The sequence below is a fragment of the Cellulomonas wangleii genome (assembly GCF_018388445.1).
In the GTDB taxonomy this organism is placed as follows: domain Bacteria; phylum Actinomycetota; class Actinomycetes; order Actinomycetales; family Cellulomonadaceae; genus Cellulomonas; species Cellulomonas wangleii.
The window spans coordinates 511,779-528,008 of sequence record NZ_CP074405.1; the positions used below are offsets into that span (position 1 = coordinate 511,779).

The 16,230-nt window shown below is 70.1% G+C and carries 15 protein-coding genes and 1 pseudogene; 6 read left to right on the forward strand and 10 right to left on the reverse strand.

All coding sequences use genetic code 11. From position 1 onward, the window contains the following. Positions 1-41 precede the first annotated feature (41 nt). Positions 42-2,852 carry a ribonuclease III gene (locus KG103_RS02570; protein ID WP_213319972.1) on the reverse strand — a complete coding sequence of 937 codons (2,811 nt, stop codon included), beginning with the start codon at positions 2,850-2,852 and terminating at the stop codon, positions 42-44. Positions 2,853-3,141: 289 nt separating this feature from the next. Between KG103_RS02570 and KG103_RS02575 the strand changes: the two genes are divergently transcribed. Then, positions 3,142-5,604: a GmrSD restriction endonuclease domain-containing protein gene (locus tag KG103_RS02575; RefSeq protein ID WP_207340324.1), complete on the forward strand. Its 2,463-nt coding sequence runs from the start codon at positions 3,142-3,144 to the stop codon at positions 5,602-5,604. Positions 5,605-5,723: 119 nt separating this feature from the next. Here KG103_RS02575 and KG103_RS18745 read toward each other — a convergent pair whose 3' ends face one another. Continuing rightward, entirely contained in the window at positions 5,724-5,915 is a 192-nt protein-coding gene (locus KG103_RS18745) for a hypothetical protein (protein WP_243656357.1), read from the reverse strand. A gap of 243 nt (positions 5,916-6,158) precedes the next feature. Then, positions 6,159-6,698, reverse strand: coding sequence for a DDE-type integrase/transposase/recombinase (locus tag KG103_RS02585; RefSeq protein ID WP_307860920.1), 540 nt, complete (start codon positions 6,696-6,698; stop codon positions 6,159-6,161). 6 nt (positions 6,699-6,704) lie between these two features. On the opposite strand from KG103_RS02585, the gene KG103_RS02590 reads away from it, so the two are divergent. Continuing rightward, positions 6,705-7,034 (forward strand): hypothetical protein, encoded by a 330-nt coding sequence (locus tag KG103_RS02590; RefSeq protein WP_207340327.1) that lies wholly within the window; start codon positions 6,705-6,707, stop codon positions 7,032-7,034. 8 nt (positions 7,035-7,042) lie between these two features. After that, the gene (locus KG103_RS02595) at positions 7,043-7,915 is read left to right on the forward strand and encodes a hypothetical protein (RefSeq protein ID WP_207340328.1); all 873 of its coding nucleotides are present in this window, start codon (positions 7,043-7,045) and stop codon (positions 7,913-7,915) included. A gap of 72 nt (positions 7,916-7,987) precedes the next feature. Here KG103_RS02595 and KG103_RS02600 read toward each other — a convergent pair whose 3' ends face one another. The 6 genes and pseudogenes from KG103_RS02600 to KG103_RS02625 form a co-directional block, all read right to left on the reverse strand. After that, entirely contained in the window at positions 7,988-8,671 is a 684-nt protein-coding gene (locus tag KG103_RS02600) for a hypothetical protein (RefSeq protein ID WP_207340329.1), read from the reverse strand. Between the two features lie 54 nt (positions 8,672-8,725). Beyond that, positions 8,726-9,424, reverse strand: coding sequence for an Lsr2 dimerization domain-containing protein (locus KG103_RS19155; RefSeq protein WP_372434881.1), 699 nt, complete (start codon positions 9,422-9,424; stop codon positions 8,726-8,728). Further along, positions 9,307-10,002, reverse strand: coding sequence for a hypothetical protein (locus tag KG103_RS02610; protein WP_207340331.1), 696 nt, complete (start codon positions 10,000-10,002; stop codon positions 9,307-9,309). Before KG103_RS02610 ends, KG103_RS19155 begins: the two co-directional genes overlap by 118 nt. Before the next feature lie 283 nt (positions 10,003-10,285). Further along, positions 10,286-11,448: pseudogene (locus KG103_RS02615) on the reverse strand (IS3 family transposase). A gap of 358 nt (positions 11,449-11,806) precedes the next feature. After that, positions 11,807-12,034, reverse strand: a complete 228-nt coding sequence (locus KG103_RS02620; protein ID WP_207340332.1) for a hypothetical protein — start codon at positions 12,032-12,034, stop codon at positions 11,807-11,809. A gap of 4 nt (positions 12,035-12,038) precedes the next feature. After that, positions 12,039-12,770, reverse strand: coding sequence for a lysoplasmalogenase (locus KG103_RS02625; RefSeq protein WP_207340333.1), 732 nt, complete (start codon positions 12,768-12,770; stop codon positions 12,039-12,041). 234 nt (positions 12,771-13,004) lie between these two features. Here KG103_RS02625 and KG103_RS02630 point away from each other — a divergent pair, with 234 nt between their 5' ends. Together KG103_RS02630 and KG103_RS02635 are read left to right on the forward strand one after the other, a co-directional pair. After that, on the forward strand, positions 13,005-13,457 hold the full coding sequence (locus tag KG103_RS02630; protein ID WP_207340334.1) for a hypothetical protein: 453 nt from the start codon (positions 13,005-13,007) through the stop codon (positions 13,455-13,457). 158 nt (positions 13,458-13,615) lie between these two features. Beyond that, positions 13,616-15,421: a hypothetical protein gene (locus KG103_RS02635; protein ID WP_207340335.1), complete on the forward strand. Its 1,806-nt coding sequence runs from the start codon at positions 13,616-13,618 to the stop codon at positions 15,419-15,421. Positions 15,422-15,461: 40 nt separating this feature from the next. On the opposite strand, the gene KG103_RS02640 is transcribed toward KG103_RS02635, so the two are convergent. Continuing rightward, complete coding sequence (locus KG103_RS02640) at positions 15,462-15,941, reverse strand: EamA family transporter (protein WP_207340336.1); 480 nt, start codon at positions 15,939-15,941, stop codon at positions 15,462-15,464. Between KG103_RS02640 and KG103_RS02645 the strand changes: the two genes are divergently transcribed. After that, the gene (locus KG103_RS02645; protein WP_249670714.1) at positions 15,916-16,167 is read left to right on the forward strand and encodes a LysR substrate-binding domain-containing protein; all 252 of its coding nucleotides are present in this window, start codon (positions 15,916-15,918) and stop codon (positions 16,165-16,167) included. The two genes, KG103_RS02640 and KG103_RS02645, sit on opposite strands and share 26 nt — an antisense overlap. The last annotated feature ends 63 nt before the right edge of the window (positions 16,168-16,230 follow it).

Here is a 16,230-nt window from a genome sequence, read left to right on the forward strand (position 1 = left end):
CCGAGGTCGGGCGTCGCGACGGCGACGCGACGAGGACCCGCTCAGCCGGCGGGTCGGGCAGCGGGTTCCCGCACCGGTTCGCGGAGGTGGTCGATCGCGCGCTGAGCACGCGCCTGCCAACCGTCGTCGTCGCTCTCGGAGTCGCTGTCGAGAAGGCCGCGGAGGTGCTCGACCAGTCCCGCCAGCCACGGGTCGGCGGCGCGGTTGGCGAGCGCGTCGGCCGCGGCACGGCCCAGAGGGGTCAGCGGGGGCTGGGTCACGGCGGGCGCGACCATCAGCACGGCGCCGTCCTGGGGGGCGACCCTCAACTGGGGTACGAGCAAGGCAACCACGTCGAGCACGTGTCCCAACGTGGCGGGCAGGTCGGCACCATCGGCGCGGAGGATGACACGTATGTCGCCCTCGGCGGTCTCCACGGCGACCTCCAGCTCGGCCTCGACCGCGGAGGCGACCGCGGCGCTCAGCCGCACGAGCATCGCACCCACCCCCGCGGTCCCGGGAGCGCTGCGTGGGTACTCGGCTCCGAGGCCGTGCGGCGTCGTGCCGACGGCGGCGCACGCATCGCGCACGGCGGCGCCCAGGTCGTCCGTGGGCAGCGAGGTCACTGCCTCGAGCACGGCGAGGACGGCCTGCGTCCGCGCCTGGGCCTCGGGCGACATCTCGCCGGTGCCGCAGGCGCGGCGAACCGGTGCGAGCGCCTCGCGGAGCGCGTCGCGCAGCGAGCGTGCCAGCAGCGCGCGGTAGTACCCGGACACCGCGCGGTTGAACGTGTCGAGCGTGCTGCTGCCCGCCAGGACGCGCTCCACACCCGCGGACCACCGGCCGTGTCTGTCGAGGCTGCCGGAGACGACCAGGTCGACCCCCAGGCGCCGGGCGGTGACGTCCCGGCGCGGCTCCGGCCCACGACGCGCGACGGACACCGCCTCCGCCCACAGCAGTTGTGCGAGCACGGCGGCCTGGTCCCGGGGCAACGTGTTGGGCAGGTCGCCGGCCGCCAGAGAGAGGATGAGGTCCAGTACCGACGACGCCGCGAGCAGCTTCGCCCGTGCCTTGTTCGTCTCCCAGGGGCCGGACCACTGCGTGCGATTGCCATCCCCGAACAGGCACGTGGCCCGGAACGCCCGCTCGTGGTCGAGGCCCTGCGGCTCCACGATGAGCTCGACAGAGCAATCGATCGACGTGCACAGCGCCACGAGCTGTGACACAGCGTCGAGGTTGTTCCGCGCCTCGGCGAGCCATGTAGCGACCGCGTCCGGGACGCGCCGGTCGAGCGTCGCGCCTCCGGCCAGCCAGGTGGCCCCGAGGATCGCTTGTCCGACCTCGGCATGCTGGTTGGTCGCGGGCGTGGTGCCCTTCCCGTAGAGCGCGCCGCCGCCCGGTGCCAGCGTGCGTCCCAGCCGTGCCATGTGCTCGGCCGGCACATCGGGGAGTCTCGCCTGCTCAGCGTCCGGCGTGAGCGACCGCTGCAGGGTCGCAGCCGCGAAGTGGTGTGCGGTGAGCGCCGGGGCGATGAACGAACCGAGTGCTGCCAGTGTTGCGTTGGACCGGACGTCGCTCGCCTCCGCGGCCCGACGGTTCTCGTGCGCCCAGGACCCGTGGACCAGGGCTTCGGTCAGCAGGCCGTGGGCGGAGGCGGGAAGGTCGAACACTCGCGCGAGCTCGCCCACGGTCGCGACGTGCGCAGCGGGAGCCCCGCGCAGCGGTGACGGGCTATGCGGGCGACGGGGCGCGGTCGCGGGTGTGGTCGGGACGACGTCACGTGCGTGCGTGTGGGCGTAAGCGCGGTGGGCATCACGTCGAGCGAGGCGTGTCGAGGTTCCAGAGCCTGTCGCACTGCGCCCCTGGCGATCGCGCAGGGTCACAGTGAAGCGCCGCGCGTGGTCCGGCCCTTCGGAGGACGTGTGCAGCTCTGGGGCGTACCCCAGTGAGTTCTGCACGAGCGTCACCCAGTCCGTGCCGGAATCGGCCGCGGGGGTCCAGAACCGCCGGACGGCCGCGACGGCGGGTCGGTGGCTGCCGGTGGTCAGGCACAGAGCCCCGAGCACCTGCATGGCGATGGCTCGCGATGGCCCGCCGAGCCTTCCTGCGGAATGCTCGCCGCGACTGAGGAGGCCCAACCCGTGCCCTTGTAGGTATTCGCTCAGCGCGTCGCGGACCTGCGTGTGGGTGCGTGCGACGGAGTGGACCGTGTCGGGGGTGACCAGGTCGCCACTGCGGCGGTGGTACTCCTGGATGACCGCGAGCTGCAGCCACCGGTGGCCCACTCCTGCGAGCATCTCGAGCGCTAAGTGGCTCACCCCGGGTAGGTGGTTCTCGTGTGCATACGACGCGTGCACCGACGCCCACCGCAGCCAGGCCCCGGAGACCGGGTCGAGCGGAGCCACGCCAAGGCAGGCGGCGACCTCCATTCCCCCCGGGGGCAGGAGGGGCAGCCCCGGCGGCGTGGGCGGAGCGGGCAGCAGTGGCACACGCACGCCGGCGTGCTTCCGGCGCGACGCGCGGGGCGGTCCCGACGGCCCGAGGGAGGGGCTCGCCGCGCGCTTACGACGCGACTCCTCACGACCCATCACGACGGCCAAGCCTGCGCGGATCGAGCTCTGCAGCCCGATGCGGATGGCGTCCTCGGTCCGCTCGCACTCGGCCACCAGGGACCAGTCCCCGCGTAGGGCGAACCGGTGCCGCAACCGCGCGAGGAGCGCCACAGCTTCGTCGCGGCTCATGACGGCGTCAGCCACGGTGATGGGCCGACGCAGCCGTGCCGCCATCCGGTGCAGCGGCTCCCTGCCGGACGGGTCGGGTTCACGCAGCGCGACGATGCCGACCCACCGGTTGCCGAAGCTGTACGCAGTCATCGGTTCCGCCGTTTCACGACGCAACGGTGGGTCGTGGCTAGAGACTCGCCCATCCGCGCAGGCTACCGGCGCTTGCGGGTCCGCTTGTCGGCCGTTCCTGGGTGCAGACGGGGCGAGGCGGGTACCGCGCGGTCGCGCCTGGTCTTGCACCCAGCTGGGCCGCCGGCGACGGCCGCGACGCCGAAGAGGGGGTGAGTTCGCGGGAGCCGTCGGCGTTAGTGAGCACCCGCGCGCGAACGTCGGACTAGGTTGCAGGGGTCCGCGCCGCGTCAGCCCGAATGAGGAGCCGATGGACACGAAGGTCCGCACCCCGCTCGAGATCTTCAACCTGCCGCAGCACCTCGTGGTCCCGCTGTTCCAGCGCCCGTACGTGTGGGACGAGGAAGAGCAGTGGCAGCCGCTGTGGCAGGACATCGAGCGCACCGCGAACCTTCGCCTGCGTGACCCGTATGCGACCGGCACTCACTTCCTCGGGGCCGTCGTTCTCCAGGCGCATGAGGGCGCCACCGGTGTCGTTCAGGCGGCGAACGTCATCGACGGGCAGCAGCGTCTGACGACTCTGCAGATCATCCTCGACGCGACGGCCGCCGTGTACGAGGAACGGGGCTTCGACCGGCTGGCGAAGCAGCTGACCTCCATGACGCACAACGGCGCCGACTTCGTCCCCGATCCCGCCGACCAGCTCAAGCTGAGGCACACCAACGACGACCGGGCCGCGTACGACGAGGTCATGAACGCCGAGCCTCCGATCGAGTACGGCGCCCTGCGACACGGGGCGTCGAAGATCGCGCGCGCACACGCTTTCTTCGTCGGGCAGGTCCAGGGGTGGCTCCTCGCCGAGAGTGACCGCAGCACCGTCGAGGAGCGCGCCGAGACTCTCGCGACCGTCCTCAAGCAGGGCCTGCAGCTCGTGGTCATCGACCTGCGCGCATCCGAGGACTCGCAGGAGATCTTCGAGACCCTCAACGCGCGCGGGACCCCGCTCACCGCCGCTGACCTGGTCAAGAACTTCGTGTTCCAGCGCCTCGACGCCGAGGGTGCCGACACCGAGAAGGTGTACAAGGAGGTCTGGCCGTTCCGCACAAGGTTCTGGGACGCTGAGGTCCCTGTCGGTCGAGAGTCGATGACCCGCAGCTCGGTGTTCCTCAACCAGTGGCTCGTGTCGCGGACCGCTGAGCCCGTCTCGACGAAGCAGACGTTCACGCTCTTCAAGCACTACGCGGAGCACCTCGCGACCCAGAAGATGAGCGAGCTCCTTGCGACCATCAAGGCCCAGGCGGACCTGTACGAGCGGTGGACGCTTGCCGCGGACGATCCTGACCGCCAGCTCACGGTCGTCGAGATGTGCGTGTACCGCCTCAGGGCCATGGGCACGGAGGTGCTCAAGCCCATCCTGATCTGGCTGCATGAGCCGGGTCGGGACCTTCCCCAGAGCGTGATCGACGACGTCGTGACCGCCATGGAGAGCTGGCTCGTGCGTCGGATGCTGCTGCGGCTGCCGCTCGCCGGCGCGAGCCGCCTCATCGCGGACGTTATCCGCGTGCACCGGTCCACGCCGGCCGACGAGCTCGCTGCGAGTGTGTCCGCGTACCTGTCGCGGCTGCGGGTCCTCAGCACGTACTGGCCTGGCGACGTCGAGGTGCGTCGGAGCTTGCAGACGGAGCCCGCCTACAAGCGCTTCTCACGATCCCGACTCCGGATGGTCCTCGAGGCTGTGGAGGACGACCTCCGCTCCACGCACGACGTCGGCTGCGTGCCGCGCCGCGGCTACCCGCTCGAGCACCTCCTGCCTCAGTCGTGGAAGTCGCACTGGCCGGTCGACGGCCTCGCCGCCGAGATCGAGCGCAACGAGCACGTGCACCGACTGGGCAACCTCACGCTCCTGACGGCTTCCCTCAACTCAGCCGTCTCGAACGGCCCCTGGCTCGGCTCCGCTGGCAAGAGGGAGAAGCTCGCCACGTACGACGTCCTGCTTCTCAACAGGGACGTGCGTTCTGCCGGCGCCGACGGGTGGGACGAGAAGCACATCGACGAGCGCACCGAACGGCTCGTCGACGCGATCGTGCGCATCTGGCCGGTGCCGGCAGGCCACGTCGGCGAGGTCGACGACGCGAGGCCCGAAGAGGAAGCCTGGGTGGAGGTTCGGCACCTCATCGCCGCCGGTCTCCTGCGCCCGGGCACCGTCCTGGCGGGCCGCCCCGGCAAGTACGGCAGCGCGTCCGCGACGATCACGGACGACGGCTCCGTCGTCGTCGACGACGACATGACCTTCGAGTCACTCTCCGCCGCGGCCCGCCACGTCCGAGGCGGCATGACGAACGGCTGGATGTTCTGGCACCTGTCCGACGGTCGACGCGTCGCGGACGTGCGCGAGACGTACCGCGGACACGCCACGTCGCCCGGTGCTTCGACGCTGCGGCCGTGGAGCCCCGAGACGGATGCTGACGATGCGACGGACTTCTGGAACGGGCTCACGACGGAGGCGCAGGCCCTCTTCGGGCACCTCATCGACAGCTCTCCCGCGCCCGTCTCGGCGCCTGAGCTGGCGGCTCTCCTCGGGGTGGATGTCCGCGCGGTGGCAGGCCTCCTTGCGTGGCCCGGGAGGACGGCGCGGAGCATGGGCCGCCAGCTCCCGTCCCGCTGGATCGACGGCGTCCCGTCCCGGTACTGGATGGACGAGTCGACGGCTGAGCTCTTCTCCTCCGTGCGAAGTTCTGTCGACGGGTATGGGGCATCCATCGACCTGACGTGACGTGACGTGGACAGCCTGTGGTTGGCCGCGTGGTGTTTGCCCAGGTCAGGCAGTCGCGGTGTGAACACTTCACCTCGGATCCTGTGAAGGTCCTGTGGGCAGCCGGGTCGCGGCCCAGGTCAGGCAGTTGTGTCAACACCCCGCCATGTGATGTCGCAGGACATCAGCAACAGGCCGGACCCGCAGGGTCCGGCCTGTTGGCGTTTCTGGGGTTGGTAGTCGCGGGTGGTGTAGATGGTCAGCTCGCGTAGGAGTTTGCCGGTGATGGCGTGCACGATGCGGACGTCGAGGTCGGCGACGAGCGTGATCACGGGGGTTCGGGCGTGGGGTCGTCCGATGCCGATGGGGTGCACGCCCGGCGATGCGCAGGGTGAGTTTGCCGTTGGTGTCGATGCCGTCGTGGCGGATGCGTTCGTGGGTGCCGGCGCCGCCGTGGGGGTATGCCTTGGCTGTCGCGGTGTAGGCGGCGGCGGGGGTGCGTCGGTGCAGGGAGGTGTGTGGGCGGGCGGTGTCGTAGTGCTTGCGCCACTGGTCGAGCTGGGTCTGCGGCTCGGTCAGGTTCGTGGCGGGGGTCGTGTGGCGAGCCACTTCTTGAGGGTCTGCTGGACGCGTTCGACCTTCCCGCAGGTGGTGGGGTGGTTGGGGCGGAAGGTGCGTTGCTCGACGTGCAGTCGGGCCAGCTCGGACTGGAACGCGTTGCGCCCGCCGCGGCCGCCGGCCAGGCGCGTGGTGAACACCATGCCGTTGTCCGACAGGACCGCGGCTGGCACGCCGTTGTCGCTGATCGCGGCGCGGAAGGTAGCCACGACGTCGGGGCCGCGGCCCCGGTGGTGGGCGGCGCAGGCCAGCACGAACCGGGAGTGGTCGTCGAAGAACATCAGGACCTCGGTGTCGGTGCCGTCGGTCAGGGGCATGTGGGCGAAGTCGGTCGCAAGTCGCCGTGTCGAGCCACGATCCGACCCTCCTTGGTCCTCCCGAGAGCACGGCGCAGTCACCAAGAACACACCAGCGTCTTCCATTCGAACATGTGTTCGACTACCGTTGGAGTGGTGGGCGAACCGGTGAGTGCGGCACGAACCAAACCAGGGCACCATGGTGTCGTGCCAAACGAGCCGTACAGCAGAAGCCTCAGGTGGCTCGGCATCAGCCTCGAGAAGGGGACCCCAGCCGTCCCAGATGACGGCCGGTACTACGTCCTCAACGGGACTGACGTCTACTACTCGAGCGCCAGCGTCAACCTTGCTCAGGCTCACTACGAGCTGCTGGAGGAGGAGATGAGGGCTGCACACCCGGAGCTGAGCGACCCGAGGGACGTCATCGCTAAGGAGCAGGCGTTCCACGACATCCTCAGCGCCCGTGGTGAGGCTCGGCAGCGAGCCCGCACCCAACATGAAGCCAAGGGCGGGAAGGGCGGTCGCAGCGGCGTATGAGCACGGCCATGAGCCAACAGCAGAAGCTGTGGGAGGAGAGCATCATCGACAAGACACCGTTGCCGAGCGGACGTAAGCGACCGGCCGGCGAGTCGACCACGAACGTCGTCCTGAGCTCGCACCTCGGTGACAACGCACCGGTTTTTAAGGACATCCTGAAACTGTATGTCCCCGAAGGGTCCACGATCGCTGACGTCACCTGGGGCAAGGGCGCCTTCTGGAAGTTCGTCGAGGAGGGCACGTACAAGACGCTCTTCACCGACATCCAGTCGGGTGTCGACTGCCGAGACCTCCCCTACGAGGACGGCTCGCTTGATGCTCTCGTACTCGACCCGCCGTACATGGAGGGCCTGTTCCGACAGACGACCGGCGAGATGGCTGGCGGCGGCTCCCACGCTGCCTTCCGTGAGAACTACAGCGACGGCAAGGCCACCGAGCACGTCGAGGGTGCGCCGAAGTACCACGACGCTGTCCTGGACCTCTACCTGAAGGCAGGGGAGGAGGCGTGGCGGACCCTGCGGAACTACGGGGTTTTCATCGTCAAGTGCCAGGACGAGGTCTCAGCCAACCGGCAACGCCTCACGCATGTTGAGCTCATCAACGCCTGGGAGGAGCGGTTCTACTGCAAGGACCTCTTCGTGGTCACGAGAGTGAACCGGCCAGGCATCGTGCGGCTCGTGAAGCAGGAGCACGCCAGGAAGAACCACTCGTACTTCTTGGTATTCGTGAAGCGGAACCCCGAGTTCCCTAAGCGGATCCGGCCGACCGCCACTGAGGCGAAGGCGATGGGGCTCGTTGCTGAGAAGGGCGTCCTGACGAACGGTGTCGAGGAGCCGGTCATCGACCCCCCGAAGGCCGGCAGCGCGACCGAAGCTTCGTAGCGCTATAGCCAGCGCCGACTGCATGACCGAGCCCCCTCGTCCGGGGCTCTCGGTCATGCAGTCCCGCTGACGTCAGTCGCTGTCGATGACGAGGACTTCGCCACCGTCGTCCTCGGTGACAACCCGCACCGGTGCGGGACCGAGGCCCCTCTCACGCTCCTCTACGAGCTCGTCGAGGAGATTCCAAGGGTCCGCCTCATACGGAGACCCCGGCGGGTCAGTCATCGGCATCGAAGTAGCGAGGAGCCCGTCGAGTTGCGTCTGCGTGTAGAATCTCGACGCACCACGCCTTCCGCTGACACGGGGCAGGTCCTCGTTCTTAGCGAAGGCGAAGTGCCACTTGCCGTAGAACCCGTGCAAATTGACGGCGAGGAGATCGAACTCGCCGACCAGAAGACATGTGGTGTCAACGGTCGATCCGTCGGGGAAGACCACGGGACGCTTGTCGCTGGCATCGCACTGGAAGTTGGCGACCCTGTCCCCGGCCCTATTGTACTTGATGCTGTTCGTCTGCAGCGACTTCACCTCGACTGTGAACGTGTGACCTCGGTAGTCGAAAGCAATGTCACCTTTTTTCGTCCGGTCGTGGTCGTCGTACTTCGTAACGTTGGATACCCGAGGGTCACTCTCGAACCAGAGTCGGCGACACTTCATTTCGGCGGCGTATCCGGAGACGAAGCTGCGAAGGCTCGGGTTGTCGGTGAGTAGCTCGTTGATCTCTTCGTACGTCAGATCCCAGTCATCCAGGTAACCCATGTGTTCGTCCCATACCGTCGGCGGTTCTCGTCGGAAAACCCTCCCACGGTTCGGCTAGGTCCCGGACAGTTCGACACGGGTGAACCGACGAGAGCCCTGGATCCTGCCAGTGCTCTCGACGCTGACTTGGTTGCTTGTGAGCGGCCTGGGACCGCTCCTGGATGTCGGAGGGGATGCTCCTCGAGCATTCAGCACGATGCCCTGCGAGGCTGCCCACGCCCGGGTCGCCTTCGGGTCGCTGCTCTTCGGGGCGACCGAGCCCGCTCGCCGGCGCTGGCCACTCTTCCCCGTGTCCCGCCGTCCAGCGTCGGTGTATGGCTTGAGACTCTCCTCGAACGCTGCCGTGTGCTCGGCGTAGACGTCGACCTCGCGGCCGCGTCCATCTACGGTGAAGCGGCGAGTGTCGGTCGCTTCCGCGCGGCAGATGTCGCAGTGGAAGGTCGTCGTGACACGTGTAGCCGTTCGGTGTCCTCCAGGCGGCGGTGTGGGCTTAGCGGCGGCTGCTTGCCCCAGTTCGCTCGTGCGGATGGGGGCGATGTTCACCTCTTGTCGCCGGGGGTGAGCGGCTTGCGCAGGGGCACGCCGACGACTAGGTCGACGCCAGCTTCCTCGACCTCGATTTCGACGAGCAGGTTCTATTTCCTGTCGAGCTCGCCGTGCTCGTCGAGGGACTCGGCTGCCTCCTGGTCCATGGTCTGCTCGGGAGCAACGCCCCGTGCTCGCTCCTCGATGATTTCGTCGAGGAGGCTCCACGGTTCGGACCGGAACGGCCATTCGAGCGGCTCGCAGATCTTCTGCGACGAGGCGATGAGTGCCCTCTGCTGCGCTGGCGTGTACCTGTGCCAGGTGCTACCGGTCAGGTCGGAGTTCTTGGCGAACGCGTAGTGCCAGTGCTCTCCGAAGCCGAAGAGGCTCACTGCCACCAGGTCGAACTGGCCGAACAGCAGCAGGTTCGTCTCGAGCGTCGTGCCGTCGTCGAACTCGATCTCCCGCTTATCGGAACCGTTGCACTGGAAGGTGCCCCCCCACCGACCGTCTCCTCGGTCGATGCAGCTGGCGGTGTCAAGGCTCTTGGTCTCCACCTTGAACTGCTGGTTCCGGTACGTGAAGTTCAGGTCGCCCTTCATCCGCTTCGTCTTGTCCCGGTGGTTGACTCGGTTAGAGTCGGCGGGCTTCACGAGGTTGATGATCCGGGGGTCGCTCTCGAAGACGTCGGTCCGGAGCTTGAACTCCGCCACGAAGCCGTACACCATGCCTCGTAGGACGCTGCTCTCTGCGACGAGAGCGTCGAGCTCGTCGAGGCTAATGCCCCACTTGTCCAGGTAGACCATTCCGATCCCGTCCGGTGCGTTGGATGCTGTGTGTCACACAGGGTCGCACCTTCCACCGGGCGAATTGGGCACCTCGCCAAGATCTGTCGGCGGAAGTTCCGGGTGCTCCTGCTTACCGCGACCGGCACGGCTGCTTGTACGCCATGAGGGCAGGGCTCGGCCGGCGTGGTCTCCGCGAGCACCAATCTGGAGCGGCCTGCAGCGGGAGAAGTTGGACACCATCGCTCATCACAGACCTGTGAATAGCGGTCGGGGCTGATGCACGAGTAGGTGACAGTCGGTCTCAGGCGGCGAGTGCGACCTGAGCGGTCATGATGGTCTCGAACTCGATGGGTGTCAGCCGTCCGAGCCGGGCTTGGCGTCGGCGGCGGCGGTGGTAGGTACCCTCGATCCAGGTGATGATCGCCAGAGGGAGTTCGTCGCGGGTGGTCGAGCGTCGTCGGTTCAGGACGTTGTCCTGCAGCAGGGAGAAGAAGCTCACCATCGCGGCGTTGTCGCCGGCGGAGGCTACCTGGCCCATGGAGCCGACCAGGTCGTGACGGGTCAGGACGCGGGCGACCTTCCGGCTTCGGAACTGGCTGCCCCTGTCCGAATGCACCACGCACCCGGCGACGGCCCGACGCCGTTGGACGGCGCTGACCAGAGCGTTCACTGCGATCTGGGACGTCATGCGGTCGCTGATGGAGTAGCCGACGATCCGGTTGGAGAACACGTCCTTGATCGCGCAGAGGTAGACCTTGCCCTCGCTGGTGGGGTGTTCGGTGATGTCCCACAGCCACAACCGGTTCGGTGCGTCGGCGCGGAATCGGCGCAGCACGAGGTCGTCGTGAGCTGGCGGCCCGCCCTTCTTGCCGCCCTTCGTGCGCTTCTTGCCGAACGCCGACCACCAGCCGTTGCCCGAGCAGATCCGCCACACGCGCCGGTCACACGCCCGGTGCCCGGCCCGGGTGGCTTCGTCGGCCAGGAGCCGGTAGCCGAACTCCGGGTCGTCGCGGCGGGCGTCGAACAGGGCGTTGGACAGGTGCGCCTCGTCGAGTTCGCGGGCACCTACCGGGGCGGCGAGCCAGCGGTAGTAGGGCTGCCTGGCGAGCTTGAGGACCCGGCACGTCACCGCGACGGGAATCCCGTCGGCGGCGAGTCCGCTCACGAGCGGGTAGAGCCTTTCCCGGCAGGTGCGCCAGGGACAGGTACGCCGCGGCGCGGCGGAGGATCTCGTTCTCCTGCTCCAGCAAGCGGATCCGCCGGTGGGCTTCACGCAGCTCGGCCGAGTCCGTGCGGGTCACCCCCGGCCGGTTGCCGTCTTCGATGTCAGCGTCACACAGCCGGTTGCGCAGGCACGACTCGGCGATGTCGAAGTCCGCTGCGCCCTGCTTGATCGGAGCGTCCCCGCGGCGAGCCAACGGCCACGACGTCGTCGCGGAACTCCATCGGATAGGGCCTGGGCACGGTGCACATCCTTCCAGCGGCGCCTACGGCGCCACAGATGGGTGTCACCTACTCGTGCAGCAGCCCCCACTCGAGCTGATGCGTAGAGTGCCCGCGCCGCCCTGGTGCGCGCGGCGAATCATCGCGCTCAGCTGCGCGCCTGACCCGTGGTTCGCGCGCCACGAGGCAGTCGGTGTCGAGCAGTTCCGTGGGACCGCGCCGCAAAAGGCCCCGGTCTGCGCCCGGGCGGACATCCCTGTCGCCATCCCATCGCCTCCGGGGAGCAGTGTTAGTGCGTCCGGTAGGCATCGCGGTGGTGGTCGATCGTCAGGACGAGACCGTCCGCGTCGCGTCGTCGATGAGGTGAGGCACCCGGAACTCACCGCGACAGGAGTGCCGGAGGCAGCGCGTCGCGCCCGACTCCGAGGCCGACGTCCACGTCTCCGTTCGCCTGGGCCATCTCGTTGCGCAGCCGCCCGCCCGACAGGATGTCGAGGGTCTCCTCGAGCGCGTCGAGGTCCTCGGCGGCGACCAGCACGAGCTCACGGCGACCGGTCCAGTCCGTGGGCCCTTCAGCGGTTCGGTACCTCCGCTCGGTGGACTCCACCTGTTCAGCTCGGAGCCCGTTCGTCCTGCGCGACGTCCGCCGGCGCCGCCTGCTGCTCCGGCGCACGACGCTCGACAGCGTCGCGGCGCAGCACCGCCGCGGCGAGCAGGCCTTGCCCCACGGTGTACGTCAGCATCACCCAGAACCCCTGACCCGCCAGGTCCCACGACGGGACGAACGCCTCGAGCGCGATGAGCGCGTCGCTCAGCAGGAAGATCGCCCCGCCCAGCGCTGCGAGGCGTCCCAGCCCGGTCGCCAGCACGGCCATGGCCGTGAGCATCCCGCCGTAGACGCACACCGGCACGAGCAGGCTGCCCGCGTGCGGTGCGCACAGGGCCACCAGCGTCCCGAGCGCCGCGACGTACGGCAGCAGCAGGAGCCGACGCCGGTGCACGACGGAGCTGCGCACGAAGGGCGCGAACGCGACGACGTACGCCACCTGGGCCAGCAGGAAGAACCCGACCATCACCAGGAAGGACATGTCGTCGTCGACCAGCGACGGCACGAGGTCGCCGAGCCACGAGAACCCCAGCGCGACGAGCACCCAGGTCACCAGCCGGCTGCGCGGCCTGCGCGTGGCGGTCAGGACGACTGCGGCGAGCGCGGGCATCAGGGTCCACTGGCTCACGGTCGACAGGTCCTGCGCGCCCGTCGCCTCGGCGGTGAGGTGGACGAGCAGGAGCACGACGGCGACTGCGGCCCAGGTGCGTGCGGCTGTGGACAGCGTGCGTCCCACGACGACCTCCTCGCCGCCGAGGTGAGTCCCGGCGGCCGACAGTGCGGGACCCCGTCGTCCCGGAGCGCCGATGCTAGCGGCGCGAACCGCCCGCAGATGCTGCGCTGCCGCCCTGGTCGTCACCGCGTTCGTCCTGGTCAACCCGGTCCGCCTGCCTCCGATGTCACTTTCTCGGCTCTCCGTGGCACAGGGGAGGGGTCGCTCCGCTGCGGCTCCCGGATCGAAGGAGGAGCCATGAAGAACCCCACGGACGCGCTCGAGGCCGTCGCCGACGCCGCCGCAGTCCTCACCTACGCCGTCAGCGTCCTGCCACCGTCGGCCACGATCGGGATGCTCGCCGGGCAGCTGGACCGCCTGTCGCGGGCCGTCGCCCGGGCGCAGGTCATCGCGACGGTCGACCCCGAGGCGATGCTCGACGAGCCCGTGCCCGGCCGCTTCGCACCCGAGGACGCCACCGAGCACGCGGACGACCTCGCGACCCTCGCGGCGATCGCGGCCATGCCGACGGGGCCCGTCATGGTCGCGGTCCGCGTCCGGTCCCTCGACGACGACTCGATCGAGGACGCGCTGCGGGTGTGGCTCAACGGACAGCACTTCGTGGCCGCGCCCGCCGGCGAGCGGTACGAGATCGACGGCAACCGACTCGCCAGCGCCATCGCCGATCGATTCCTGCCGGTGGAGCTGTGATCCTGGGCTCGGCGGCGCGCGGACGGGCCGCGACCCGGCCTGTGGCGGCTCCCTCCCTCCCGCCCTAGCGTGAGGACCGAGCGTGGCCGAACCTCCGAGGGGGCACCGTGGGGGGCACTGGGAGCACCGAGGCGCGTACGCGCCCCAAGGGCAGCCCGATGCTGATCGTGCTGATGATCATCGTGGTCCTGCCGTCAGTCCTGCTGGCCGACGCCTGGGGCGCGGGTGCGGCCGGGATCATCGGCGGGCTGACGGGCATGTTCGCGCTGGTGGCGCTGATCGGGGGTCCGCTGCGGGCGGACCTGCGCGTCGCCGCGGTGATGGGACCGCTGCTCGTCGTCGCGGCGGCGGTGCCGCGCCTGGTGGCGGAGACGTCGCGCCCGTGGGCGATGGTGCTGGTCGTGCTGCTCACCGCGGTGGCGGCGCTGCTCCCGCTGGTCGGGCCGCGCTTCGGCACGGCGGGCCTGGGCCTGGGGATGACGACGATGTTCGGCTACGGCTACGCGCCGGAGGGCGGGGCCGACCACCGGCAGGTGATCGCGGCGGCGGTCGCGGGCGTCGTCGTGGCCGTCGTGCTGCGCGTCCTCATGGGGATCTCCGACCCGTCGAAGCCGACGCGGGAGCAGGTCGCCGCGGTGCTCGTCGCCGACGACCCGACCACGGCCACCGCGACCGCGTTCGGCACCTGGCTGACCGACGGCCGCCAGCGGTGGCTCGCGCAGGCGCTCGAGGGTGCGTCGAGCTACCGGCTGGCCCTGCGGACCGCCGAGCTGGCGGACGGCGCCGGCCCGGGTGACGTCCCTGCGCTGCAGGACCGGGCCCAGGGGCTGGCCGCGCGGCTGCGGGCCAAGCCGGGACGCGAGAGGCACGCGACGACGTCCGTGTCACGGACGTCGTCACCGACGCCGCCGGCGGCAGCGGGCCCGTCGTCCGCGCCGGGCGTCGTCGAGGTCCCCGACGCCCCGGGCGCCGCGCTCGACGTCGTCGAGCAGGCCCTGCTGACGCGCGACACCAGCGCCGTCCGGCTCGAGCGCGACCGGCGCCAGCAGCTGCAGGACGCCGTGCTGCACCCCTCCGCCCGCCTGCGGTCCGTGCAGGTGCGGCACGCGCTGCGCACCGCGCTCGCGGTGCTGATCATGCTGCTGATCACCTCGCGCCTGCAGCGCGGCGACCCGCTGGTCTCCACCGCGCTGCTCGCGACCTTCGGCATCATGCAGGCCACCTGGAGCGACACCGCGGTCAAGACGCGGAACAAGGTCGTCGGGGTGGTCGCCGGTGCGCTCACGGTCGCGGTGGTGCTGCTGGTCGTGCCGGAGCGGTTCCTGGTCCTCGTCGCCGCCGTCTGCCTGTGCCTGGGGCTCTGGTACATCGTCACGCTGCCGGCGCTGGGCAACGCGTTCATGGTGGTCGTCAGCGTCGGCTTCAACGCCGTGAGCCGCGACCTGGACCCGGTCACGCTGCTGACGCAGTACGTCGGGCTCATCGCCTGCGCGGTGCTGCTCGGCGTGGTCCTCGGGTTCGTCGTCGTCCCGGGCTTCCGGCCGCCACCGCTGCGTGAACGCGTCCGGACCGCCGCGCAGGCCACCGCGACGGCGTTGCAGGCGTCCAGTGGCCCGGGGTCGCACCAGCCGGACCAGATCGCCCTGCTCCGCGACGCCGTGCGCCTGCAGGACGACCTGGTGCCGGACCGCGACCGGCTCGACGACAGGCAGCTCGCCGAGCTGGACTCGCTGCGCAACGGGCTGCGCGACCTGACCGTGCTGGCCCAGGCGGTGCCGCTGGCCCCCGCGGAGCTCGACCACGTCGTGCAGACGCTGGACCCCGACGGGCGGGCCGGGTCGGACCTGCAGGACGGTGCTGCCGCCGAGGCGTCCGGTGCCGGGTCGTCGACGCTGTGGGACCTGGCCCAGCAGGCCGGGGAGTCGGAGCGGTACCTGCTGCGGACGCTCCCCGCCGGGGCCTGAGCCGGTCCGCTCCGTCCCGCCCGGTCAGCGCCGACGTGCCTCAGGCGCGCGACGCCGGGCTCGGGTCGAGCGGTCGCGCCGAGGGCGTCGCGGGGACCTCGACGACGTCGCCGCCCGCCGACCCGCGTGTGCTGCCCCGCAGCACGCCCGCGACGACCAGCGCACCGCACGCCGGCTCCGTCGGTGACGTGCGCTCGCGCAGCAGCAGCCACGAGGCGCCGGTGCCGACCACGGGGACGAGCATCGAGAACGGCGCGACCGTGCTGGACGGGTGCCGGCCCATCAACGTGGTCCACAGCCCGGTCCCGACGAGTGTCGCCACCACGACGGTGAACGCCAGCCCGCCGAGCGCGAGGAGTCCCTGCGTGCTGCCGAGCCCGTCGAACGACCCGGCGATCCGCGCGGGCCCCTCGACGACGAGCGACAGTGCCAGCAGCGGAAGCGGGTTCCCGGTGGCGGAGGTGCTCGCGGCGGTCGGTGCACGGTCGGGTGCGGTGCCGCGGATCGTGCACCGGGTCAACGACTTCCACGTGGTCGAGGCGCTCGTCGAGGCCGGTCACGGGGTGTCGCTGCTGCCCCGGTACGCGTTCGGCGGCGGCGCGCGGGTGCGCCTCGTCCCGCTCGCCGGGGTGCGGGCGGGTCGCCGGATCGACGCACTGGTGCGGCGGGACCGCGCCGAGCGGCTCGTGGTCCGCCGCGTCCTCGACGAGCTGCGCGCGCTCGCCGCCGACCTCGGGTCCGGCTGATCGACCGGCGGCCTCGTGCGTCGCGCCGCGGGCAATGTCGTCGCAGGTCAGCGGATCGGAACC